This is a genomic window from Runella rosea (assembly GCF_003325355.1).
GTDB classification, from domain to species: Bacteria; Bacteroidota; Bacteroidia; order Cytophagales; family Spirosomataceae; genus Runella; species Runella rosea.
The window spans coordinates 5326356-5348684 of sequence record NZ_CP030850.1; the positions used below are offsets into that span (position 1 = coordinate 5326356).

Genomic DNA, 22329 nt, shown 5'->3' on the forward strand with positions numbered 1-22329 from the left:
GTGCAATTAAAGAAAAACTCTTTTTGACAAAGAAAAGAAGTCTGTATTTTTTTCATACTTTTACACTGGTTTAAATGATTAAAAAATTGTTTAAACTCCCAAGAGAAGCTCCGCCCGGCGGCCAAACTGAAGCGGGGCTTTCTCATTTTTTGAACTATGCGCAATAGTCAGGGGCAAAATTCTGCAGAATATTTTTATCTCGCCTCCACCCAAAGTTTGATTTTTCTCCACCCTAGGGTTGATTTTTCTTTTCTTTAAAACCAATGTGAGCCATTTTGAGCAAGTAGCGCCGAAAACCATCTTTTCCATTTAAGCCCAATTTTCGGATGATGTGATTTTTGTGGGTCTTGACAGTAGCGATTGAGCGGCATAGCTCTTCGGCTATTTCAGCATTTGTTTTGCCGCTCATGGCCGCATAAAGAACTTTTAGTTCCTGATGCGTAAGGAGTGTATTGTTACGGAGAAGAAATATTTCTAATGCATCTAATTCTTCGAAGTATTCGGGTTGTTGTTTGGCTGTCATGTATTTGGTTGTTGTTTATAGAATGTTCTTTTAAACACCAAATCAACTATTTGTCAGTCAACTTTATTTATGAATCCGGGGGATGGGATATCATTCTGACAAACAGCTTTTTGGGCTAGGCTGTCAACATTGTTTATCAGAAAGTAGGGTGAGATGCGGAAGCCTCGTATTGTCGGTGTGGTAAGAATACGATACGCCTGCGCATAAATTGCGCCAAATATACAGTAAGCCTGTGAAGAGCTACAAATAATATTCTAAAAACTTATCAAACGGTTTTGGGGGTGGGAAGAGGGTCATTTTGCCCCTAAAAACAACAAAAGCCGACCTCTTTCGAAGTCGGCTTGGTGGTTGGAAACCTTATCATTAAACTTTAATCTCAACATCAACGCCACTTGGCAATTCGAGTTTCATCAAAGCATCTACGGTTTTGGCGCTTGACGAGTGAATGTCAATCAGGCGCTTGTAGGTGCAAAGTTGGAACTGCTCACGTGATTTCTTGTTCACGTGGGGTGAGCGAAGTACCGTGTAGATTTGCTTTTCTGTAGGCAATGGAATCGGGCCGCTAACCACAGCACCCGTTGATTTCACCGCCTTTACAATGCGGTCCGCCGATTTGTCCACCAAGTTGTGGTCAAATGACTTCAGTTTGATACGAATTTTTTGATTCATTGTGATAAGGTGGCTCTGATTGTTTTGATAACATCCCGTCGAAAGAGCCATTAACTCCGACAGGAAATATTTTTAGGTTGGCAGTAAACAGAATATAATCTTTAGAACTGCTGACTGTAAACTGTTTACTGCTAACTGATTTACTATCCTTTTGATTTTGCAATCACGGTTTCCGCCAAGTTGTTTGGCAGGAATTCATAGTGCGAGAAGGTCAAGTTGGCAGTAGCACGACCCGACGACATGGTGCGCAGGTCGGTTACGTAACCGAACAACTCTGACAAAGGCACATCAGCTTTGATTACTTGTGAACCAGCGCGCGAGTCCATGCCTTTCATAATACCGCGACGACGGTTTAAGTCACCTGTGATTGGACCAGTGTATTCTTCAGGAGTCAATACTTCAACCGCCATGATTGGTTCCAATAATTTCGGACCGGCCAGACGAGCGGCTTCTTTAAAGCCTAATTTCGCGGCCAATTCAAACGAAAGTGAATCGGAGTCAACATCGTGGTAAGAGCCGTGGAAAAGACGCACTTTCATGCTTTCCAACTGGTAACCCGCCAAAGGACCGTTAACCATTGCGGCTTCAAATCCTTTTTGAACTGGTTGGATAAATTCGCGTGGAATAGCACCCCCTACAACTTCGTTTACAAATTGTAAACCTTTTTTCACTTCCTGACCTTCTTCGTGGTCATCGCGTGGCCCGATTTCGAAAACGATATCAGCAAATTTACCGCGACCACCCGTTTGTTTCTTATAAACTTCACGGTGTTCAACACTCTTGGTAATGGCTTCTTTGTAAGCTACCTGCGGCGCACCTTGGTTTACTTCTACCTTGAACTCACGACGCATACGGTCGATGATGATTTCTAAGTGAAGCTCACCCATCCCTTTGATGATGGTTTGACCAGTTTCTTCGTTAGATTCAACCTGGAGGGTTGGATCTTCTTCGATGAGTTTACCGATGGCTTTCGAGAAGTTATCCTGATCTGCTGTTTTCTTAGGCTCAATGGCATACCCGATAACTGGCTCAGGGAAAACCATTGATTCCAGAATGATAGGATGTTTTTCATCAGAAAGGGTATCTCCCGTTTTGATGTCTTTAAAACCTACTACCGCACCGATGTCACCTGCTTCCAAACGCTCAATAGAGTTTTGCTTATTGGCGTGCATTTGGAAAATACGAGAAATACGTTCTTTGTTTTCTGAACGGTTGTTCAAGACATAAGAACCTGCTTCCAATACCCCTGAATATGCACGGATAAAGCACAAACGACCTACGTAAGGGTCAGTAGCGATTTTGAACGCCAAAGCTGAGAAAGGCTCGGTAACGCTTGGTTTACGAGCGATTTCTTCGCCAGTGTTAGGGTTGGTACCTTTGATGCTTTCTTTATCCAACGGTGAAGGCAACAACGCCATCACGTAGTCGAGCATGGTTTGAACACCTTTGTTTTTGAAAGATGAACCACAAAGCATAGGAACGATTTTCATATCAATTACGGCGGCCCGTAATGCTTTCAAGATTTCCTCTTCTGAGATCGACTCTGGGTCTTCAAAGTATTTTTCCATCAACGACTCGTCGTAATCCGCTACTGCTTCAAGTAGTTTTTCACGCCATTCTGCGGCTTCTTCCACCATGTCTTCAGGAATAGGAACGATTTCGTAGGTCATTCCTTTGTCGTGCTCGTTCCAAATCATGCCTCGGTTGTTAATTAAATCAACAACCCCCTTGAATTGGTCTTCAGAGCCGATAGGCAATTGCAAAGGCACTGCGTAGCTACCTAGCATTTCCTTTACTTGCTTACAAACGTTCAAAAAGTCAGCTCCTGAACGGTCCATTTTATTAACGAAGCCCAAACGCGCTACGTTATAATTGTTGGCCAAACGCCAGTTGGTTTCAGATTGAGGTTCAACACCATCAACGGCACTGAACAAAAATACAAGACCATCCAATACGCGAAGCGAGCGGTTTACTTCTACGGTAAAGTCAACGTGGCCCGGCGTGTCAATAATGTTGATGTGGTATTTGTGATCTCTATACTGCCAATCTACTGTGGTAGCAGCTGAAGTAATCGTGATACCGCGCTCTTGCTCCTGCGCCATCCAGTCCATCGTTGCGGCACCATCGTGTACCTCACCGATTTTGTGGCTTACCCCTGCGTAATATAGAATTCGCTCCGTTGTGGTGGTTTTCCCAGCATCAATGTGAGCAGCAATCCCAATGTTTCTTGTGAATTTTAAATCACGTGCCATGGTTTTTGTGATTGTTATTAAATCTGTTAAGTCTAAGTTCCTTGATTTGTGATGATATGCAGAACGCTTTTTGCCTCAATATTAGGCATATACGCACAAATTACGGTACCATTCTGAAAATCAGAGCGCAAAATTAGAGGTTTTGTGTGGGAAAAGCAAACTTAGATTTATACAAATTTGTAAATTGGGAGCACTGTTTTTAGTAGTTGAGCAAAAGTTTGAGGGTTTTAGCCAAAAAGGTGCAGGGCTGGATGCTTACAACCCAACAGCAAGCAGTCCGACGGGCTATTTCAACTACCTTAATGAATGTATACTCAAGCACTTGGTTGGGCCGTGGTTTCTTTTCTCGAAAGCGTATAACTTTCAGGAAGTGGAGTTTTTTTTAAATTATACGATCAGCCTTTTACGTAAGCTAGTTTTTCCGCCACCTTTCCGTTTCGAACTTTGAAGATATCCACTCCTCTCAAATGCCAAGGCTTTCCATCCTTCGTTTTGCGATAGATCCACCTGACCACACAGCGGTCACCGTTGGCAAAGGTCTCTTCCGCTTCAAAAAAAGCGTCTGGATTATTAGCAAAAAACTTTCCCCAATATGCCCTGACGGCCTCAGCCCCTACTAATCGGGTGCCGTCTGGTTGTGGATTGGTATTCTCAAAGATACAGTCTTCTGTCATCGCATTCATTACAGCATCAACATCGTGACGATTGAAGGCTGCATTGAACCTTTCCACTGCGGCAAGTGTGAGGTTGGTCGTATTATTTCCTGTTTCAGTTATCATCCCTTTTTGTGTTTCCTTTTTGCTAAAACTGGTTTTACATGAAGTAAAGAGGAAGGATGCCAAGATAAGAAGTGTCAAAAATTGTTTCATTTTATGGATAGTTAAAATGTTAAAGAACTTAACAATCACCAATGATTCATGGCTAAATATCCTGAAAAGAGCATCTAACAAAACTAAAAATAATAATGATATTTTCCAAATATAAAATCAAGATAACTGATTGATAATCAAGTAAATTTTATTGTTTATTTAGTTTTTTGAAATCTAACTTAAAACTTTTCAATCGTGGGCAGTACACGTTCGGGATATTTTCAGCAGGGTGTTAGAAACATGAAGCCTTTTTGGAGGTTTGGATTTGGAAGTAGTGGCCTGTAGTACACAAAGCATAGGTTTAGTACTGCAAATGAAAACGAAGGTTTTAATAAAATAAGTGAGGGAAGGTTTGGTATTATTTTTGTTCGTCTACACCCGACAAGAATGATTGTTTACCCTATGATTTTATTGAATTAATGAAAGACTATTCTTTTTTCCGCCCTTTAAGAAGGGCTGTATGGATTTTGGTGTTGTTATTTTTAAATAGACACGCTGCCTGCGGACAGGCTGAAAATCGCTGGGAGGTAGGAGGAGGCTTGGGAGCGGTTGGGTATTTAGGAGATTTAAATCAACAGGATCTCGTGTCAAAAGAATTTAATCTCAGCTACCATGGATTTGTTCGTAAATACATAAACACCAGTAATTTTGCCTTCCGTTATAATTTTCAAGTCGGTAAATTCAGCGGTCGCGACAGTAATTATCCTAATCGCGCATCCCGAAATTTGAGTATCGACACCCGATTTGTTGAAAATGCTTTTTTGATCGAATGGGATTACTTTGACATCAATCCTATTTATTATCGCCAATATTATGGCTATCAGCCCGTCTATACGCCGTATTTTTTTGCTGGCCCGACAGTTGTCTACACCAATCCCCGTCCCGATTTTACCCAGACTTACTCGCCCTATGCGACCATTTTGGAAGGAATTGAGCATGATAAAAATGCCCGATATGCACACTGGCATTTGGCATTTGCGTTTGGAGGAGGGATGAAATTTGACCTGTCGCCGAGCGTCAATTTGGGAGTTGAAGCCTCTTTTAGGATTGCCACGAGCGACTATGTTGATGGGATAAGCAAAGCAGGAAATCCCAGTAGAAACGATGGTTATCAATTGGTTACCCTCACTGGAACGTATCGGCTCGGAATTCAGCGGAAGAGTATACGACGAAAATGGCGTTAACGGGTCTTTAGTTGTGCTATTTTGTTGTTATACTTGCTGGAAGATTACCGTTTTGTGTCCTTCCATTTTTATACCTACAAACTATGCCTTCTTTATTTACGCGTATTGTTAAAGGTGAGATACCCTGCCATAAAATTGCCGAAACCGAAGACTTTTTGGCATTTCTTGATGTTTTTCCATGCGCTGCGGGCCATACCCTCGTGATTCCAAAACAGGAAATAGATTACATTTTTGATTTGGAAGATAGCCTGTATGAAGGTTTAATGAAATTTTCGAAGCAAGTTGCTGCCGCCGTTGAGAAAGCAGTTCCTTGTAAGCGCATCGGAGTAGCCGTTATAGGATTAGAAGTGCCTCATGCCCACGTTCACCTGATTCCGCTCAATAGCATGGCAGATATGAATTTCAATAATAAGCTCAAAATGAGTCAGGATGAGTTGGCGGAGATTGCTGCGAAAATACGGGAGAAGTTGTAAAGTAAGGATATTGGGGGGGCAACTCGTTAGAATTGCAAAGGGGTAAGTTTGTAAAACGTCTCATAATAAGATAGTTACATGAGCGTATTCTACTTATTTAAAAAAAATAGAAATGAATAAGTACAATCCACAAATTGCAAAGGTAATAACAGTGAGTGTTGTGTATTTTTTATGGTCATTTATTAAACGTAACACTTCTTCTGAATCGGTTGCCAATGGCTTGATAGTTTTGTGGATATTTAGTTGCGTGTTTTCCTTCATTTCCTTAATATTTTTTGTGAATTTCCATGGTTGGGAGGTCCTTTTCAAACTCTCAAAAAATCTACCTATTGTAAACCACATTACAAAATTTTGCCAATCATTTACGCCCCTAATTTTATCAATTTGAAATTGTAAATAGCTTCGTTTTGTATATGGCAATATAAAAGTAAAAAATAAGATAGTGCTGATTAAAATATCAATTGGGCTTAAAAACTCGAAAGGCATTTTTGATTTTTTTATGGTTCTAATGTACTCAAGGGTTATAGAAGTGATTTACTCAAAGAACATTTATAGTTCACACCTGCACACACTTGTTTTAGTAGGACGTCTGTACAGAGGGCACAAGATTATAGTTTATGCAAAAAAAATACTGAGCCATTTTTGTACGGTGTGAGCAAAGCATAATCGTCTACGTTTAAATCGGATACAGTAAAGTTCCACCCCTGAACCCGAAGCAGGAAGACTGAGAACACATTTAAATACATTTGTAGGCCGATACTCAACCGATTATCTGACTGCTTTTCGACTTTGGCTAACTCTGTCTGTATTAGACCACCATACTTTTTTCCAATACCAACAGTATTTTCGATTGGACAAAGTTGGTAGGCTCAGGAATGAGCCAAAGCTGATTATTGCTGTCTAACCCAAATCAAAATTGGTTAAAATGCGGTTTGTCACCTAAAAAATACCAGTGCCACTGGGATTCAATTTGATATGTCTCGGTTTGTTTCATTCTTATCAATCTCCCAAACTAGGGTGTATACTCTATCAGCTAAGACTCAGAAATGGAAGCCCAAGATTGGCTTGTCCGAGAGATAACTTTTACCAAGGAGTGCTTCAAAGCTAATTACCGACCAGTATCTCTGCGGCTTTTTTCCGCTTGAATGCCTTTCAGGTTTTTTGAATACCTGGAACCAATGATCAAAGCAAAAATCAGCAAACCAGCTGTGAGGAAAAACCTCCTTTATGCGTTGCCGACCAAATAGCGATACCAACCAAAAAACCTATGAACAAAGCAGTTGGGATTTTTTGTGATTTCTTTTTTTTCTCCTCTGACACTAATTCGTCAAGTGTCATTTTAGAGTAGTCTTTATTACCTACTAATTTTTCCATTTTATTGTTAACGTCAAAGTTTCTTACGTTCCAACGTGTCCTTCGATGCAATGTTACTATATTGTTTTGGCTTGATAACCAATTGGTTGCCGTATAGCAGCATTGCACTAAATTCGATTCATATTTAATGCACAAGTATCTTTAAATCCTTCTTCTTCTGCAAGAAAAATTCTGGATATTTTACCAAGCTTTCCGCTTCCCGAATCTTAGACTCATTGTCGACTTTGGTAGCTTTGGATTTGAACTTCCACGATTATTTGGTAGACGGAGTTAAATACCGATTGATTTCCTCCGAACCAAGAAGAAAATGGAGTTTAGGGGTGTTCTCATTTACAATCTGCGTACACAAAAGTTCGGCTGTTGGTCCCTACCCCCGAGCCGTCTGAAAATCGGGTAAAGGATTGTTCCGTCAGCGGGAAACCGTTTTCGTTGTAGGTGTAGGTATAGGTAGTCTCGCTGAAGGATTTTCCTGCCACATAGTCAATGCGTTTGCCTGCATTGCCGCCCGCACCCGTGGTAAAAAGCGGAAACTTGATATATTCGGCATAGTAGCCTAATACACTGAATGACCAGCCTTTGAAAGAGTCGTAGACGGATTTTTTGTTGTCGTACTCACTGAATTCGAGACGATAGAGTTCCTTTCCAGTTTGGATTTCGGTGGTAAGTGTTTCTGTAATATTCCCTTTGGTGTCTCGTTTGATCGTTGTTCGTTTGCCCATCGAATCCGTCACCTTTGTGATTCGTTGGTTGGCGTCTGTTTCAAACAACAGGGTATAATTAACGTAAGCGGGTTCAATGGTCTTGTCCACCGTGAGGCGAGTTAACGCACCGTTGGGAGCATATTCTAAGGTCTCTTCGACCGCTCCGTCGACTACTTTCACCAGTCGACTGTTTTCGTAGGTATATCGAGCCGTACTTACTGGTTTCAACTGCCCGTCGGCTGTGTTTTTGATGGATACATTCACCCCCTCTGGCGACCCCGAGGCGCCGTATAGGTATTCCAGTTTATAGGTATTATTGACGCCAGTTTCACTACTTATATTGCAAACCGGGGTCGGTACGGGGAGGGGAGCAGGCGCTTGATTTTTGCCGCAGGCGAAAACAGTAAATAGCGATAGTAGGGTAAGTCTCTTCATTGAGCGAATAATTGGCGATTCTGCTAGGCAGTGCATTGGATGAATAACATAAGTAACAACGCTGCCGAGGCGGGTTTTCGTTTTTAGGAAAAAAAATATACACCAACGTTTAGTCGGTGTACCTTGATGTAAAACGTAAAACCTATCCACTAAACTACTTAGAAACAGTTATATTTTTAGAATGGAAAACTCCACGCGTCGGTTTTGTTTGCGACTTTCTTCGCTGGTATTGGGTGCAACGGGGCGCGTGGGGCCGTAGCCTTTGGTTTGGATGCGTGCGGCGTTGATATTTTTAGTGGTCAAGTACCGTTTTACCTCTTCCACCCGGTCTTTAGACAATTGGACGTTGGCTTCAAAGTTACCCACGTTGTCGGTATGGCCTTCGAGCAAAATTTCCATGCTGTTGTTTTCGGTCATCATTTGCGCAATTCGGTCCAATTCGGGCAAAGATGAGGGTAGAAGGTCAAATTTACTTTGGGCAAAACGTATGGTGTTGAGGGTTATTTTTTGGCCAATTTCGATGGGTGTCAAAACAATTTCGCGACGGATTTCGCGGTATTGTTTTTCTTTCGTCAAATCCACAATCGTACCTGCTGCTTGGTATCCTTTCCGCTGCGCGGTAAGGCCGTACTGTTTTTGGGTATCCAACACAATTTTAAAATCACCCACGGCGGGGTCATAGTCAATGCGCTGGGGTGGTTGTTTTTGGTCTAAATCCTCTACAATCACTTCGGCAGCCACGGTCTGTTTGGTCTTTTGGTCAATCACGCTACCCTGAAGCATGACCGTGGGGATAGGCCGAACAGATTCGGGTAGTTTTATCCGAAAAATATCAAATTCACCCAGTGAGTTTTCGGAAGAACAGAAATAAGCATACGCTCCCGAGGCAGGAATCGTAAAATGAGCCTCATAATCAGAAGTGTTGAAAGCAGGCCCCAAATTTTCAGGCTCCGACCATTGGGTCCAACTATCGTCTAGCCGGCGGCTTACGTAAATATCCATCTCGCCGTAGCCACTACGGCCGTTGGAGGTAAAGTATAAACTTTTATTATCGGTGGCCAAAAAGGGCGTAAATTCGTCATCGGCGGTATTGATGCCTGCGCCCATGTTGGCGGGAGCTGACCATGTTCCGTTGGTTTGTAGAAAAGACACGTAGAGGTCGGCACCGCCTCTGGTATTGGCATCTTGCAAAGATAAGACCATCACTTTCCCGTTCGGACTGATATAAAACCCCGAGAAAGAATGCTCATTGACATAACTTTGAAGGCGCACTTCCTGCGGGAAAGTCCAGCCGTTTCGATTTTTACGGCTGACCGACACCCCCTTCGACAGCGTACCGTCGGGGCGGTAAATATTCATCAACAAAGCGGTGCGGTCGTCGGGAGAAATATAACAAATGGAATTTTCCCGAATGTTGTTGACGGGGGTGCCCATGTTACGGGCTTTTTGCCATACCCCTTCTTTTTCCTCCGCAAACCATACATCATAATCTTCACTGTTTTTTAAGTTTTCGGGGTGGTCGTAGCGGGTAAAATAAATGGTTTTGCCGTCAGGAGAAATAACGGGTGCTACCTCATTTGCTTTAGAGTTGACATTTGCTCCGAGGTTCTCTTTTTTTAGTTCTTTTGGAACATTTTTTGCCAAATTAATGGATGCTTCAATGGGGGTTTCAGAGGCCGAAATGGCAACAGCATCTATTTCATTCCAATCTTTAACGCGCTTCGTATCGAGCACTATTTTTAGCGAAGCCACCTTATATTCGGTGAGTTTGGGGAGCCAGACTCGCAAAATCCCTGCCCCGCGTTGGGTAGTTTCAGGTTTGCTTGTATAGATATTGTATTCTTTGTTTTGGGAATCGTAAGCAAAAATGGTGGTGATGCATCCTGCTCCGAAATTCTCCGCAATAGCAATTTGCCGAATGGAAAGTGGGGTTTCAAAACCTACTTTTATCCATTCTATGCCCTTATCGGGTTGTTCGGGACGCCAAGCAGTGGCCCCTGTTTCGCCCTGGGGCAGTTTGTTAGGTTTTCCCAAGACCTGAACAGCGCGGTATTGTTGGCCATTACCAGATGTATATTCAGAAGAAACGCCGATTATTTTCGAGGCCCATTGCTCGTTTTGGGCGGATGCCCGCAAGGCTGTAATCGTTAAGAAAAAACACAGAATCAGAATACGCATAACAACACTTTTTTTTCAGTCTTGCATTATTCGTGCCAATCGATGACCTTATTCAGTCTAATTTTTACAAAAGCAGAGAAGGAAAACAAGGGAGAAGTGGCGGATTGGTATATTTTCGGGAGATTATAAAAGTTCAGCAGAAGGGTCCCAGTAGACGTTTTTGAAATTCTTGATTTTGTCATTTTCCACCCCGATTCCTTCTTGTTCCAAAAGCTCCTGCATGGCAGTTGGCGACCCAAAAAAATGCTTCCCCGAGAGAACGCCATTTCGATTTACAACCCGGTGTGCGGGTACATCGGGCATTCCATGGCAGGCGTTCATGGCCCAGCCTACCATTCGAGCACTCAATTTAGACCCCAAAAACTTCGCAATACTGCCATAGGACGTTGCGCGCCCCACGGGTATCTGTCGAACTACGTCATAGACATCATCAAAGAAGTTTTTAGATTCCAACGGTTTAATTGTTCGATTTTGAAGATGTAAGGTTACTGGTTCTCAATTTTATTGACCAATTCTTCGTACCATGCGCTTCCGTACTTGGTGATGAGCGGGTCTTTGAGAAACTTATAAATCGGCACGCCCAACTCACGGCCGTTGTGGCAAGCTGGGTTGCAAATATGCCAGCGGTCGTAGTTGAGCGCGTCAAAGTGGTCGTATTTAGTAATCCTAATGGGATAAAGATAACAAGAAATGGGCTTACGAAAATTGATTTTTCCGTCCAGAAAAGCCTGTTCAATGCCGCATTTAAGGATTCCTTTTTTGTCGTATATTGCGTAGGCGCATTCTTTACCATTGACAGTGGTCGTGACATAGTCGCCATCTAAATCTTGCTCGTAAAGTCCGTTTTTTTCAATGGCTTCAATGCCTTTTTTGTTCAAATAGGGCTTTACGTGGGGATAAACTTCTTCAAGTAGCGCCAATTCATCCAGTTCAAGAGGAGCACCCAAGTCACCTTCTACACAGCAAGCACCTTTGCATTTAGACAATTCACAAACGAAAAAATGGTCAGCTATGTCGTCGCTGATAACGGTATTATCAATTACTATCATTGTTTTTTAATCTTGAGTTGTTGCCCGAGTTTCACTCCTGTATCTGGCAACCCGTTCCATTCTTTGATTTGGTCTACTTTGACTCCGTATTTCTGAGAAATGCTAAACATTGTTTCGCCTTGGGCTACGGTATGATTCGTAAACTCTTCGGCTTTAGGTTGTTGAGTGAGCGTGTCGCCTACGGGGCGGATGGTTAGTTTTTGTCCGCGCAGCAGCTTTGCATCCTGCGGGAGATTATTCCAGTATAAAATATCGTTGACGGTCACGTCATACATCTTTGAGATGCTGTAAAAAGTTTGGCCCGGTTCTACTACGTGTTTAATGACTTTTCCGCTTGTTGCTGGTACTGAGGGTGGCGTCGTCGTTTTGGGTTTGGGCGTTTCAGTTTTAGTCGTTACAGTCGTCACAATAGGCTCTTCTTTCACCGTTTCTTTAGGTGTAGAAGGAGGAGTTGTATTCTTAACAACTGGTTGCTGCTTTGAGGTTGTCTGCGGTGCGGGTTGGGTAGCGGAGGTTTTGTTTGCTGGCTTGTTTGCCGTAGTTTGTCTTACGGGCTCTTCGTCGTTAATAATCACTACCCGATCGTCATCATTTGGGTTAAAAGAAGGGGCTCTTTTATTGGGCTTCGTGGGTTGCGTTGTGGTTGAGGTGCTCTGCTTAGGCAGACTGGCCGCATCCGTTACTTCTACCCCACCCAACGTTGACTCATTGGTCGTAGACTTGGCAGGGGGCGTTGTATCGGCCATCTTGGGCGTGTAAACTTTACGCTCCGATGGATTTTGTGGTATTTTGTTGGAAGCGGTCGGAGTTGCACTTTCTCGGGTATTCTCCTGCATGGCTGGGCGAGGCTGCGATTTTCCACTGCCCGGAACCCATTCATCCTGCGGCATGTCTACGACTTCAACTGGGGTGTTGCGAGGCCGTTTTTTGGTTAGCCAAAGCACTCGGCCCGTTTGCGGGCGCTGATTACGATTGTCGATGCGGTTGTTTTTAACAATGTATTTTAAGCGGATTCCGTACACTTGCGAAACTTTCCAAAGCGACTCGCCTTCCCGAACCGTGTGGAAAGGAACAACGGCGCGTTTGCCTTTTTTTGCTAAGTAATAAACGTCTCCTGGAACAATGGGGTCGCGCTCCGACATTTCGTTGTACCGTAAAAAACTGCTAAAACTGATTTTTGCCTTTCTGGCCAACGATTCAACGTTATCATTGCCTCCAGCCATGATGCCTGGCAAGCCATTTATTTCGTACAATAATAAGTCATTGCTGTAGCCTTCGGCGCGAACCAAGACTGGGAAACCAATGTCTTTTTGGGCGAAATTATCGCGTTGATTGGGCTTTTGAACCGCCGAGAGGCGAGTACGGGTGGCAGAAAGCTGCTCGCTGTTTGCGGGAACAATCAGTGTATAATCTCGGTCAGTGGGAATTTCGTTGGCATTGAGCCAGCGGTTTTCGTTGCGCAAAGTGGCTTCGTCGATGCTTAACTCCGAGGCAATATCTCGTAAGGTTCGGCCTTTGGCCTGCGTATATTCGAGCAATACCGTTTGAATAGGAGATTGATAACGGTCAATGGCGGATTCAACAGCGATTTTATGTGCAAAAAAACGCAAAATATAACGGTCTGATTTACCATCTAATGTAACTTCCTTGGCATACGACCACTCGCTGGGAATGTTTTTGCTGATTCCTCCAGCGCCCAAATAATAAGAATATAAAGAGGCAACCCAGTTGTTGAACTGCGTATTGCTTTTTTTGAGGTAGCGCGCCGCTGCCCGGGTGGAAGCGGTAATATTTTTGCGTTCATCTACCATGTCATCGACGCGCAGACCGTAATCAACGGCGGTTTCTTTTTTGAATTGCCAAAATCCAACGGCATTAGAGGCAGAAACGGCATCGGGCTGAAGGCCACTTTCTTGCAAAGCCAAAAATTTGAAATCAGTGGGAATATTTTCGTCAATCAAAATTCCTTCAATGAGTGGGAAATACATCACGCAGCGGTCGAGCTTGGACTCCCAATACTTGCGGTTGCCGAGGAGCGCTTTCACGTCTGATTGGATGATGGCACGGGCGTCATCGTCAATCTTAACGTTCATTCCGGCGAAGCCTACGCTGGATGGAACCGTAGGAACGGCAGGTGCCTGCGCCTGGATGGCCGAAATGGCAAAGAAAGAAATGAAGGTGATGAGGGTTAAGGTACGTTTCATTGCTTTGGAATCGCTAAAAGTTAATGTTTCCACACGATCATTAGTCCGTCTCGAACTGGCAGTAGCACATTGCTCACCCGCGGGTCATTGTGGAGTTTCTGATTAAAGTCTAAAAGGGCCTGAGTATCCTTATCTATTCGCTTGTCCGTCTGAACAATTTTTCCGCTCCAAAGGACATTGTCGGCGATGATGACTCCGCCCGGACGGACTTTGTCAAACACCAAATCGTAGTACAAACCGTAATTAAGTTTATCAGCATCGATAAAGACGAGGTCAAAGGTCTCATTCAAGGTTGGTATAAGTGTAGCGGCATTGGCAATGCGGAAATCAATTTTGTTCCCGAGAGGTGATTTCTCAAAAAAAGACCGTACAAACGATTCTAGTTCTTCGTTTACGTCAATGGTCGTCAAAACGCCGTCTTCGGTCAATCCCTCTGCCAAACATAATGCTGAATACCCGGTATAGGTGCCGATTTCCAAGATTCGACGCGGTCGAAGCATGGTCGAAAACAACGACAAAAGACGGCCTTGCAAATGTCCCGAAAGCATTCGGGATTGAAGTACTTTTGCGTGGGTTTCCCGGTTGAGTTGCGCCAGTAAGGGGCTTTCGGCTGACGTATGTGCCAGCGCGTATGCTTCTATGGCTGCAGGAATAAAATCCATTCAGTGAGTGTTGTTTCAACAAATATAAACGAAAAAACGGCTAAAAAGATATACTTGGGCCGTTTTTATCGCTTAAAATGCTTCCTTACAGTTACTTATTTGGAATATATTTTATCGGTGATTCTTTGTTCAATCAATCACTTTCTGGAACAAAGGTCAGGGTGCTCCATTGACTTTCGTCAAACATTTCCTGTGCAATGTCTTGCAATTGCGGAGCCGTTACCGCATCAATCTCGGCAAATATTTCCTGTAACGAATCTACTTTGCCCGTATCCAGAATGCTCTTGGCCATCATCAGCATGAAGCTCTGGTTGCCTTCTTCCGACATAGCCAGTTGGCCCATCAACTGCTCTTTCAAATTGCGCAACTGAATCGTTGAAAGCGGTTTTTCGCGCAGCAGGCGAAGTTCCCGATTTATGAGTTGCATGGCACGCTCTAGGTTGGTAGGTTCTGTACCAAAGAAAACACCCAGAAAACCCGTATCCAAAAACGGTGCATAATTGGCTTCAATGGAATAAACCAAGCCGTATTTCTCGCGCAGCGTCATGTTGAAGCGGGAGTTCATGCCTGGCCCGCCGAGCAGGTTGACAAGCATAAAAAACGGCAGACGCTTTTCATCCATCAGCGCGTAGGCTGGGCGACCCATGGCGACCTGCGCCTGTGTCATGCCACGGGGCGTTTGGATGATTTGAGGTACATAAATTTCGGGCGACGTACGCACTCGTTGCGTGGTGCAATGAGGCAAGTCGTAGAGATATTTTTCGGCCTGTTTTACTGCTTTCTTAAAGGGTAAATTACTCACCAACGAAACGACAATGCGTTCGGTATCAAGGTTGGCCGCGATAAAAGATTGTAAATCATTACGCCCAAAAGAGCGTACCGTTTCCGACGTTCCGAGGATGTTTTTACCCAGTTGGTGATTTTGAAATACTACCTCATCGAATTCATCCTGAATGGCATCTTCGGGCGAATCGTGGTACATGGCCATTTCTTCCAATATCACTCCCCGTTCTTTCTCGATTTGTTTTTCGGGAAAAATGGAGTGAAACGAAATATCGGAGAGTAATTCAATCGCTTTATCGCTATGAGAGGCGAGCAGCGAGGCGTGAAAGCAGATTTTCTCTTTGGTCGTGTAGGCATTCAGCTCCCCGCCAACGGTTTCGAGACGATTAATGATGTGGTATGATTTACGTTTTTGGGTGCCTTTGAAGGCCATATGTTCCCAAAAATGCGCTAAACCCTGCTGATACGGCAACTCATCGCGGCTGCCGATGTCGAGCATGATGCCCCAGTGGGCAATCTGAGTATGAGGTACTTGTTTGTGTACGACACGGATGCCATTGGGCAGCGTGTGTAAGTTATATTCTTCCATTCGTAAGTTTTGTCACTATACAAAGATAACAGTTTTTGGTGGATAGAGGTTTCAGACGTGTATATTCCGACTATTTTTGCGCCGATAAACTCCCATTTTAATCTGTCAATTTGTAATGATTTCTCCGCGTAAAGTATCAATGGAAGAGCTTAATCGCCTTTCGGCCGATGAATACCTGCTTGCTCCAAAACATTCATTTGTATTTGTGCTGGATGATATTCGTAGTTTAAACAATGTAGGCTCGGTGTTTCGAACCTCCGATGCCTTCAGGGCGGAGAAAATTTATCTTTGCGGACTAACTGGCACGCCTCCCCACCGCGACATTACCAAAACGGCCTTGGGAGCAGATACCACGGTAGCTTGGGAACATGTGTTGGATGTATTGGGCTTAGTGGCACGATTGAAGGCGGAAGGCTACACGGTGGTGGCGCTTGAACAGGCAGAAGGAAGTACAAAATTGCAGAATTTTACGCCACAATTGAACCAAAAATATGCATTTGTGCTCGGCAATGAGGTATTTGGTGTAAACGAAGAAGTGGTAAGCCAAGCCGATATTTGTTTGGAAATTCCCCAATTTGGCACCAAACATTCCCTCAACGTATCGGTGAGTGCGGGAATTGTGGCTTGGGATTATATCGCAAAAGTGTTAAAATCTTAACATAAAAATAACCTGAAATTTTTGTTTTAACGGAAATTTAGTTATGTATTTGTAGATTTTTTACTTTACAATAAAACACAATCTCGAAATCCCCATGAAATCAGAAAAGAAAAAAGCCTCAAGCGAAATTGCCCAAAAAATTGCCGCCGTCGTTGTGGGGGAAACTGTTTCTAAAAAGATAGCCAAAGCGGTGAAGAAAGCAGCGGAAAAACTTGCTAAGAAATTAGATAAAATTAAGAAAAAGGAGGCGAAAGCAAAAGAAGAAGAGGCAAAAGACGCAGCCAAAAAAGCCAAAAAAACCGCCGAAAAACTAGCAAAAGAGGCTGAAAAAGCTGCGAAAAAAGCGGACAAAGGCAAGAAATCAGATAAAGATAAAAAAGCCGATAAAGATAAAAAAGCCGATAAGGATAAGAAGTCTGATAAGGATAAAAAAGACAAAAAAAAGGATAAAGGTGACAAAAAAGATAAGTCATCAAAAAAAACGGATCATGAAGTAAAAGAGGTGGCGGTACCCGAAGCAGTTGAAGCTCCTGTTGAAGTGAAACCAGCGCCTAAGCCAAAAGCACCTGTTAAAAAAACTCCAGCGACTCCCGTCAAGCGAGCATACGTTCGGAAGCCAAAATCTGAGGCAACCGACACACCAACTCCTCCAGAGACCACGGGCGCTTAATTTACTCTTCCTTTTTTGGCCTCATCGTAGGCTTAAATATCGGTTTGGGCTTGGGTTTTACCCCGTCTGAATCGATATTTTTAGTTTCGGGGGGCGCTGACTCCGAAATTTCGGGCGCTATGCTCTCTTCCACGAATGGCACCGTAGGTTTTTTCGGAACAAACACGGGCTTAGGTTTGGGTGGAGCAACGTCGTTTGCTAATGAATTGTCCAATGTGGCCTGCCCCTGTGAACCCTCGACTACTGGTTTTTTTGGTGTAAAAATGGGCTTGGGCCTTGCCTGCGACACACCGCTGACTTTTACTTTTGGTTCATTAATTTCAGCTTTTTCACTAGCCGACTCCTGGTTTTCTACGGGAGAAATAGTTGGTTTTTTTGGGGCAAAAACAGGTTTAGGCCTGGCAATAGGTTCACTGGGTTCAATGGATGTCGCTTTTTCAGCGGTAGCTGTAGAATCGTCAATAACTGGTTTTTTTGGTTTAAAAACGGGTTTTGGTTTCGGCGCTATTTCACTGGTTTCGGCAGAGGGAGAATTCTCAACAACTGGTTTTTTTGGTTTAAAAACGGGTTTTGTTTTCGGTACTACTTCACTGTTTTCAGCAGAAGATGAGCTTTCGATAACGGGCTTTTTGGGCGCAAAAACAGGCTTTGGTTTCGGTATTACTTCACTGTTTTCGTCACTTTCAACTGCTACCTGTGGACTTTCGGCAACGGGCTTTTTGGGTGCAAAAGCAGGTTTGGGTTTTGCCGCTGGCATAGCGATTGCTTCTGCGGGTACGGGAGAGGCTTTTTGTTTTTTTAGCTCTTCTTTTTCGAGCAAGAATTGTTCATAAAGCGTTTTTTTCTCGGCGGCCAGTTCGGGAGTAAGGTTTGAATAGTGATAGTTCATGTCCCGAACGTCAAATTCACTATAATCAAACGTTTTGGTCATGGTCAGACATTCCGTAGGGCAAACCGTGGTGCAAAGTCCACAGTAACAGCACTTGGCCATGTCGATGTCAAATACCGCTGCATAAAGACGAATGGGAGAGCCGTCAGATGCTTTTCCTACCTCTTCAGTGGCCTTAATCGGCTCAATATCAATGCAATCTACTGGGCAGACTTTGGCGCATTTGTCACAAACGATGCAGTCATCCATCTCGTTGTGGAGACGGTACCGGCCATTGTCGGGGATGGGCATGGTTTCAAACGGATACTGAAGAGTCACCATTCCAGTTTGTTGCTGAAAATAGTCATTTTCGCGGATACTGTGATTTCCGCGTCGCTTGCGTGCATCCCATAAGTGCTTGAGCGTAAGCTTCATCCCCGCAAGGGTGGTGCGGATGCCTTCGTTGATATGTTGGAAGTAGGCGTTCACTTTTATTTTGTTAGCCTTCGAATAATAGTCAAAATTCTAATCTCAGTCGGTGTGATTTATTTGCCAAATCGTTTAAACCACTCCAACAGCCGCTCTACGTCGGCGCGCAAAAAAAGCTGGGTGCCTTCGTTCATGGTTGCCGCCGAACCGCAGGCCACGCCCCAGCGCAGCATTTCTGGATACGAAAGTCCTTGCGTGAGTGCCCACGTCATGCCTGCCACCATACTGTCGCCTGCGCCCACTGTACTGCGCTTCTGCACAGGTGGAGCGGGGATGTGTTCGCAAAGGTCTTTGGTCACTAAAATCGCCCCTTTTGGCCCCATTGAAACAATGACTACTTCGCATTTGCCGTCGCCGATGAGACTGCGGGCGGCATCGTCTACGTCGTCCATTTGGAGATTGGTAGTTCCAACCAACGCTTCTAGTTCGCCGATGTTGGGTTTGAGCAAAAACACGCCTTCGTCACACGCGGCACGGAGTGGCTCACCTGAAGTGTCGAGAACCAGTCGAGCACCGATTTTTTTGGAAATAGCTGCTACTTTTTCATAAAAATTAACGTCCATTTTAGGCGGCAAACTGCCGCTGGCTACTACATAATTAGCCCCAGAAAGTTCTAAAGCATCCAAAACCGCTTGTGTCTCGGCTTCTGTGAGTGCGGCCCCTGGCATTCCAAAGCGGTATTGGGCGTTGGTGGATGTTTCGGCAACGACGAAATTTTCCCGGGTCCATTCGTTGGTTTCGATGATTTTGGCGTCAATTTGCTCTTGTTTTACCAAGTCCGCCAATAACTGCCCCGATGGGCCGCCCGCCGTAAAGATGGCCAATGATTTACCGCCCAGCCGTCGGATGGCTTTGGACACATTGATGCCGCCGCCGCCCGCATCAAAACGAGGTGGGTCACACCGAAGTTTTTGTTCGGGTATCAGACGGTCAATGACCGTACTTTTGTCGATGGCAGGGTTGACGGTGAGGGTAGTTATGTTCATTTTTTTAGCTGATTCCATTCATCAATTTGTTTCAAAACATCCAATCGTCCCTGCTTCGACACCGATGAGGTTATAAAAAGTAACGGTAGTTCGTCCCAAGTTTCTAGGAGCTTCTTTTTATAATCAGACAGGTGATTTTGCAGTTGAGCGGCGGTTAGTTTATCCGTTTTGGTAAAAATAAGGGCAAAAGGTACGCCATTGCTACCGAGTTTTTCCATGAACTCCAAGTCTACTTTTTGGGGTTCAATGCGGCTGTCGATGAGCACAAAGGTACAAATCAGATTTTCGCGTTGGAACAAATAATTATTAATCATTTCGCCCCAGACTTTGCGGTCAGCCTGGGAAACCTTGGCGTAGCCATACCCGGGCAAATCAACCAAATACCACGAGTCGTTGATTAGAAAGTGGTTGATTACTTGGGTTTTGCCAGGCTTTGAGGAGGTTTTGGCAAGGTCGCGTCGTTCGGTGAGGGCGTTGATTAACGACGATTTGCCCACGTTAGAACGTCCAATGAACGCATACTCCGGACGGTCGGGTTTGGGACATTGCTCGTTGTTGGCCGAGCTTTTGACGAAAACGGACGTTTTGATTTTCATGTTACAAAATTACGAAGAAACTGGGCGGTATTGCTCAAATTTCGTAAAACTCAATCGGTAAATCATCGGGGTCGGCAATAAAAAAGAATTTCTTTTGGGTCAGCTCATCCACCCGAATGGCTTCACAAGCCACGTTTTTTTGTTCTAAATAGGCGTGGGTTTGGTCAATATCCAAGACACTAAACGCCAAATGCCGCAACCCCGACGCTTCGGGCCGTGATGGACGCGCTGGTGGATTCGGAAACGAAAACAACTCAATTTGATACAAGCCATTAACGGCCAAATCCAGTTTGTACGAATCGCGTGCTTCGCGATAGGTTTCAGCTACGACCGTTAGGCCGAGAATTTGGGTATAAAAATGTTTGGAACGCGTATAATCACGACAAATAATGGCGACGTGATGGATATTTTGAAGTGATAGCATAAATAAAAAGGTATAAACCGATGATTTTGTAAAGTAAACCACTTTTGCTCAATGCTCAAAGAGCCAGGGAAAAGGGGTAAGTGGAGAAATAAAATAAGTCTTTCCTACTTTTTAGTGCTCAGACTTGAAGAACATTCCTGAAAATAAGCTATAGAATTTAGTACTTCTTCAAAAAAACTCTTCGTGTTTTCGTTAAATCTATCCCTGATAGGCGTAGTTTTGACGTATCGAAAATAACATATCATTTACCTCCATGCCCAAACGCATTATTTATTGGTTTCGAAACGATTTGCGCCTGCACGATAACGAAGGCTTTTTGAAAGCCATTCAGGACGCCGATGAAGTGATTCCGATGTACGTTTTTGATACGCGTCAGTTTGAACAGATAGACCCGCTGGGTATTCCTAAAACAGGCACGTTTCGGGCGAAATTTTTGCTGGAATCAGTCCAAAATCTTCGCGATAATCTTCGTAAAAAAGGTGCGAATCTGGTCATCAGGATAGGTAAGCCCGAAGTCGTCATCAGCGAATTTGCGCGTGATTTGGACGTGACGGCCATCTACACCGCAAAAGAAGCTACGCAGGAAGAAACCGATGTAGAAACCTCTCTTTCAAAAAAACTCAAAGTGGATAATATTGATTTTGAGGTTTTTTGGGGTTCTACGCTCTATCACCCACGTGATTTGCCCTTTTGGGTATCCCGTTTGCCCACGGTGTTTACTGAATTCAGAAAAGCGGTGGAAGGGCAATCCGTGATTCGACCGATTTTTCAGGAGCCAGTGGCGCTACGTATCCCCGAAGGATTGGAGTTTGGTAAGATGCCCGAAATCTATGAATTGATTTTGTTTTCGCAGCTTCCTGAGGCCGACCAACGGGCGGTGTTGGCATTTAAAGGAGGAGAAACAGAAGCACTGCATCGCCTTCATCATTACCTGTGGGAAACTGGCCTGATAAAATCCTATAAAGAAACCCGTAATGGCCTTTTGGGTGCTGATTACTCATCAAAATTTTCGCCTTGGCTGGCCTTGGGGTGTTTGTCGCCACGACAGATTTATGAAGAAATAAAGAAATATGAAGCTAAAAATGGGGCGAATGATTCGACCTACTGGCTTATTTTTGAGTTAATTTGGCGAGATTATTTTCGCTTTGTGGCGCTCAGATATGGCACCCGACTTTTTAAAACTTCAGGAATTCAATACAATCTCGAATTGCGGTGGAATCATCGTCGTGAGCTGTTTGATAAATGGGTGAATGGTCAAACGGGTGTTCCGTTTATCGACGCCAACATGCGCGAGCTCCAACGAACGGGATTCATGTCAAACCGTGGACGGCAAAATGTGGCGAGTTTTCTGGCCAAAGATTTAATGGTCGATTGGACGTGGGGTGCGGCTTATTTTGAAAGCCAACTGATTGATTATGATGTGTGTAGCAATTGGGGGAACTGGAATTATGTGGCAGGGGTGGGCAATGACCCGCGCGAAAATCGTTATTTTAATATCCTGACGCAGGCTACTAGATATGACGCCAAAGGGGAGTATGTAAAAACGTGGTTGCCCGAATTGGCTGCCGTTCCGGCTGAGTCGGTTCATAAAGTATGGACCTTGACGCCCGAAGCGCAGAGCGAGTACAATGTCCAACTTGGAGAAAAATATCCGCTACCGATTGTGGAGACTGATAAGTGGTCGCGGAAATAA

Annotated in this window: 22 protein-coding genes; 5 read left to right on the forward strand and 17 right to left on the reverse strand. The window is 44.1% G+C overall.

Annotated elements, in window-relative coordinates; all coding sequences use genetic code 11:
* Positions 1–232: 232 nt before the first annotated feature.
* The 4 genes from DR864_RS22090 to DR864_RS22105 all read right to left on the reverse strand — a co-directional run bounded on the left by DR864_RS22090 (position 233) and on the right by DR864_RS22105 (position 4313).
* Positions 233–523, reverse strand: coding sequence for a response regulator transcription factor (locus DR864_RS22090; RefSeq protein ID WP_114069013.1), 291 nt, complete (start codon positions 521–523; stop codon positions 233–235).
* A 363-nt stretch (positions 524–886) separates the two neighbouring features.
* Complete coding sequence (rpsJ, locus tag DR864_RS22095) at positions 887–1192, reverse strand: 30S ribosomal protein S10 (RefSeq protein WP_028522456.1); 306 nt, start codon at positions 1190–1192, stop codon at positions 887–889.
* Between the two features lie 143 nt (positions 1193–1335).
* Positions 1336–3444 (reverse strand): elongation factor G, encoded by a 2109-nt coding sequence (gene fusA / locus DR864_RS22100; protein ID WP_114069014.1) that lies wholly within the window; start codon positions 3442–3444, stop codon positions 1336–1338.
* Positions 3445–3839: 395 nt separating this feature from the next.
* Positions 3840–4313, reverse strand: a complete 474-nt coding sequence (locus DR864_RS22105) for a nuclear transport factor 2 family protein (RefSeq protein WP_205319152.1) — start codon at positions 4311–4313, stop codon at positions 3840–3842.
* Between the two features lie 419 nt (positions 4314–4732).
* Here DR864_RS22105 and DR864_RS22110 point away from each other — a divergent pair, with 419 nt between their 5' ends.
* Together DR864_RS22110 and DR864_RS22115 are read left to right on the forward strand one after the other, a co-directional pair.
* Positions 4733–5497, forward strand: coding sequence for a DUF6089 family protein (locus DR864_RS22110; RefSeq protein WP_114069015.1), 765 nt, complete (start codon positions 4733–4735; stop codon positions 5495–5497).
* 83 nt (positions 5498–5580) lie between these two features.
* Positions 5581–5970 carry an HIT family protein gene (locus DR864_RS22115; RefSeq protein ID WP_114069016.1) on the forward strand — a complete coding sequence of 130 codons (390 nt, stop codon included), beginning with the start codon at positions 5581–5583 and terminating at the stop codon, positions 5968–5970.
* Positions 5971–6063: 93 nt separating this feature from the next.
* Here DR864_RS22115 and DR864_RS22120 read toward each other — a convergent pair whose 3' ends face one another.
* The 9 genes from DR864_RS22120 to DR864_RS22160 form a co-directional block, all read right to left on the reverse strand.
* Positions 6064–6456: a hypothetical protein gene (locus DR864_RS22120; RefSeq protein ID WP_114069017.1), complete on the reverse strand. Its 393-nt coding sequence runs from the start codon at positions 6454–6456 to the stop codon at positions 6064–6066.
* Positions 6457–7164: 708 nt separating this feature from the next.
* Complete coding sequence (locus tag DR864_RS22125; RefSeq protein WP_229599444.1) at positions 7165–7344, reverse strand: hypothetical protein; 180 nt, start codon at positions 7342–7344, stop codon at positions 7165–7167.
* A gap of 326 nt (positions 7345–7670) precedes the next feature.
* Positions 7671–8480 (reverse strand): hypothetical protein, encoded by an 810-nt coding sequence (locus DR864_RS22130; RefSeq protein ID WP_114069018.1) that lies wholly within the window; start codon positions 8478–8480, stop codon positions 7671–7673.
* Positions 8481–8648: 168 nt separating this feature from the next.
* Entirely contained in the window at positions 8649–10658 is a 2010-nt protein-coding gene (locus DR864_RS22135) for an OmpA family protein (RefSeq protein WP_114069019.1), read from the reverse strand.
* Positions 10659–10781: 123 nt separating this feature from the next.
* Positions 10782–11111: an MGMT family protein gene (locus DR864_RS22140; RefSeq protein WP_114069020.1), complete on the reverse strand. Its 330-nt coding sequence runs from the start codon at positions 11109–11111 to the stop codon at positions 10782–10784.
* Between the two features lie 32 nt (positions 11112–11143).
* Positions 11144–11707, reverse strand: a complete 564-nt coding sequence (locus DR864_RS22145) for a DUF3109 family protein (RefSeq protein WP_114069021.1) — start codon at positions 11705–11707, stop codon at positions 11144–11146.
* Positions 11704–13911: a LysM peptidoglycan-binding domain-containing protein gene (locus tag DR864_RS22150; protein WP_114069022.1), complete on the reverse strand. Its 2208-nt coding sequence runs from the start codon at positions 13909–13911 to the stop codon at positions 11704–11706. The genes DR864_RS22145 and DR864_RS22150 overlap by 4 nt, the downstream gene beginning before the upstream one ends.
* Positions 13912–13931: 20 nt before the next feature.
* Entirely contained in the window at positions 13932–14573 is a 642-nt protein-coding gene (locus DR864_RS22155; protein ID WP_114069023.1) for an O-methyltransferase, read from the reverse strand.
* Positions 14574–14706: 133 nt separating this feature from the next.
* Positions 14707–15945, reverse strand: a complete 1239-nt coding sequence (locus tag DR864_RS22160) for a M16 family metallopeptidase (RefSeq protein ID WP_114069024.1) — start codon at positions 15943–15945, stop codon at positions 14707–14709.
* 115 nt (positions 15946–16060) lie between these two features.
* Here DR864_RS22160 and DR864_RS22165 point away from each other — a divergent pair, with 115 nt between their 5' ends.
* Positions 16061–16603: an RNA methyltransferase gene (locus DR864_RS22165; protein ID WP_114069025.1), complete on the forward strand. Its 543-nt coding sequence runs from the start codon at positions 16061–16063 to the stop codon at positions 16601–16603.
* Positions 16604–16697: 94 nt separating this feature from the next.
* Complete coding sequence (locus DR864_RS22170) at positions 16698–17273, forward strand: hypothetical protein (protein WP_114069026.1); 576 nt, start codon at positions 16698–16700, stop codon at positions 17271–17273.
* A gap of 1 nt (position 17274) precedes the next feature.
* Here DR864_RS22170 and DR864_RS22175 read toward each other — a convergent pair whose 3' ends face one another.
* From DR864_RS22175 to gloA2, 4 genes are read right to left on the reverse strand one after another with little or no spacing between them, the layout of a single operon-like run.
* Positions 17275–18630 (reverse strand): 4Fe-4S binding protein, encoded by a 1356-nt coding sequence (locus DR864_RS22175; protein ID WP_229599445.1) that lies wholly within the window; start codon positions 18628–18630, stop codon positions 17275–17277.
* Between the two features lie 56 nt (positions 18631–18686).
* The gene (locus DR864_RS22180; RefSeq protein ID WP_229599446.1) at positions 18687–19634 is read right to left on the reverse strand and encodes a 1-phosphofructokinase family hexose kinase; all 948 of its coding nucleotides are present in this window, start codon (positions 19632–19634) and stop codon (positions 18687–18689) included.
* Positions 19613–20212, reverse strand: a complete 600-nt coding sequence (gene yihA, locus DR864_RS22185; RefSeq protein ID WP_114069027.1) for a ribosome biogenesis GTP-binding protein YihA/YsxC — start codon at positions 20210–20212, stop codon at positions 19613–19615. Before yihA ends, DR864_RS22180 begins: the two co-directional genes overlap by 22 nt.
* A gap of 34 nt (positions 20213–20246) precedes the next feature.
* On the reverse strand, positions 20247–20636 hold the full coding sequence (gene gloA2, locus DR864_RS22190; RefSeq protein ID WP_114069028.1) for an SMU1112c/YaeR family gloxylase I-like metalloprotein: 390 nt from the start codon (positions 20634–20636) through the stop codon (positions 20247–20249).
* 253 nt (positions 20637–20889) lie between these two features.
* On the opposite strand from gloA2, the gene DR864_RS22195 reads away from it, so the two are divergent.
* Positions 20890–22329, forward strand: coding sequence for a DASH family cryptochrome (locus tag DR864_RS22195; protein ID WP_114069029.1), 1440 nt, complete (start codon positions 20890–20892; stop codon positions 22327–22329).

What these genes read in the sequence shown, in the direction of transcription:
- fusA (WP_114069014.1), bottom strand. Translation starts at nt 3,444, where the DNA reads ATGGCACGTGATTTAAAATTCACAAGAAACATTGGGATTGCTGCTCAC.
- DR864_RS22105 (WP_205319152.1), bottom strand. Translation starts at nt 4,313, where the DNA reads ATGAAACAATTTTTGACACTTCTTATCTTGGCATCCTTCCTCTTTACT.
- DR864_RS22115 (WP_114069016.1), top strand. Translation starts at nt 5,581, where the DNA reads ATGCCTTCTTTATTTACGCGTATTGTTAAAGGTGAGATACCCTGCCAT.
- DR864_RS22170 (WP_114069026.1), top strand. Translation starts at nt 16,698, where the DNA reads ATGAAATCAGAAAAGAAAAAAGCCTCAAGCGAAATTGCCCAAAAAATT.
- DR864_RS22195 (WP_114069029.1), top strand. Translation starts at nt 20,890, where the DNA reads ATGCCCAAACGCATTATTTATTGGTTTCGAAACGATTTGCGCCTGCAC.
- DR864_RS22165 (WP_114069025.1), top strand. Translation starts at nt 16,061, where the DNA reads ATGATTTCTCCGCGTAAAGTATCAATGGAAGAGCTTAATCGCCTTTCG.
- DR864_RS22135 (WP_114069019.1), bottom strand. Translation starts at nt 10,658, where the DNA reads ATGCGTATTCTGATTCTGTGTTTTTTCTTAACGATTACAGCCTTGCGG.
- DR864_RS22155 (WP_114069023.1), bottom strand. Translation starts at nt 14,573, where the DNA reads ATGGATTTTATTCCTGCAGCCATAGAAGCATACGCGCTGGCACATACG.
- DR864_RS22090 (WP_114069013.1), bottom strand. Translation starts at nt 523, where the DNA reads ATGACAGCCAAACAACAACCCGAATACTTCGAAGAATTAGATGCATTA.
- DR864_RS22180 (WP_229599446.1), bottom strand. Translation starts at nt 19,634, where the DNA reads ATGGAATCAGCTAAAAAAATGAACATAACTACCCTCACCGTCAACCCT.
- rpsJ (WP_028522456.1), bottom strand. Translation starts at nt 1,192, where the DNA reads ATGAATCAAAAAATTCGTATCAAACTGAAGTCATTTGACCACAACTTG.
- yihA (WP_114069027.1), bottom strand. Translation starts at nt 20,212, where the DNA reads ATGAAAATCAAAACGTCCGTTTTCGTCAAAAGCTCGGCCAACAACGAG.
- DR864_RS22130 (WP_114069018.1), bottom strand. Translation starts at nt 8,480, where the DNA reads ATGAAGAGACTTACCCTACTATCGCTATTTACTGTTTTCGCCTGCGGC.
- DR864_RS22120 (WP_114069017.1), bottom strand. Translation starts at nt 6,456, where the DNA reads ATGCCTTTCGAGTTTTTAAGCCCAATTGATATTTTAATCAGCACTATC.
- DR864_RS22145 (WP_114069021.1), bottom strand. Translation starts at nt 11,707, where the DNA reads ATGATAGTAATTGATAATACCGTTATCAGCGACGACATAGCTGACCAT.
- DR864_RS22150 (WP_114069022.1), bottom strand. Translation starts at nt 13,911, where the DNA reads ATGAAACGTACCTTAACCCTCATCACCTTCATTTCTTTCTTTGCCATT.
- DR864_RS22160 (WP_114069024.1), bottom strand. Translation starts at nt 15,945, where the DNA reads ATGGAAGAATATAACTTACACACGCTGCCCAATGGCATCCGTGTCGTA.
- DR864_RS22110 (WP_114069015.1), top strand. Translation starts at nt 4,733, where the DNA reads ATGAAAGACTATTCTTTTTTCCGCCCTTTAAGAAGGGCTGTATGGATT.
- DR864_RS22125 (WP_229599444.1), bottom strand. Translation starts at nt 7,344, where the DNA reads ATGGAAAAATTAGTAGGTAATAAAGACTACTCTAAAATGACACTTGAC.
- gloA2 (WP_114069028.1), bottom strand. Translation starts at nt 20,636, where the DNA reads ATGCTATCACTTCAAAATATCCATCACGTCGCCATTATTTGTCGTGAT.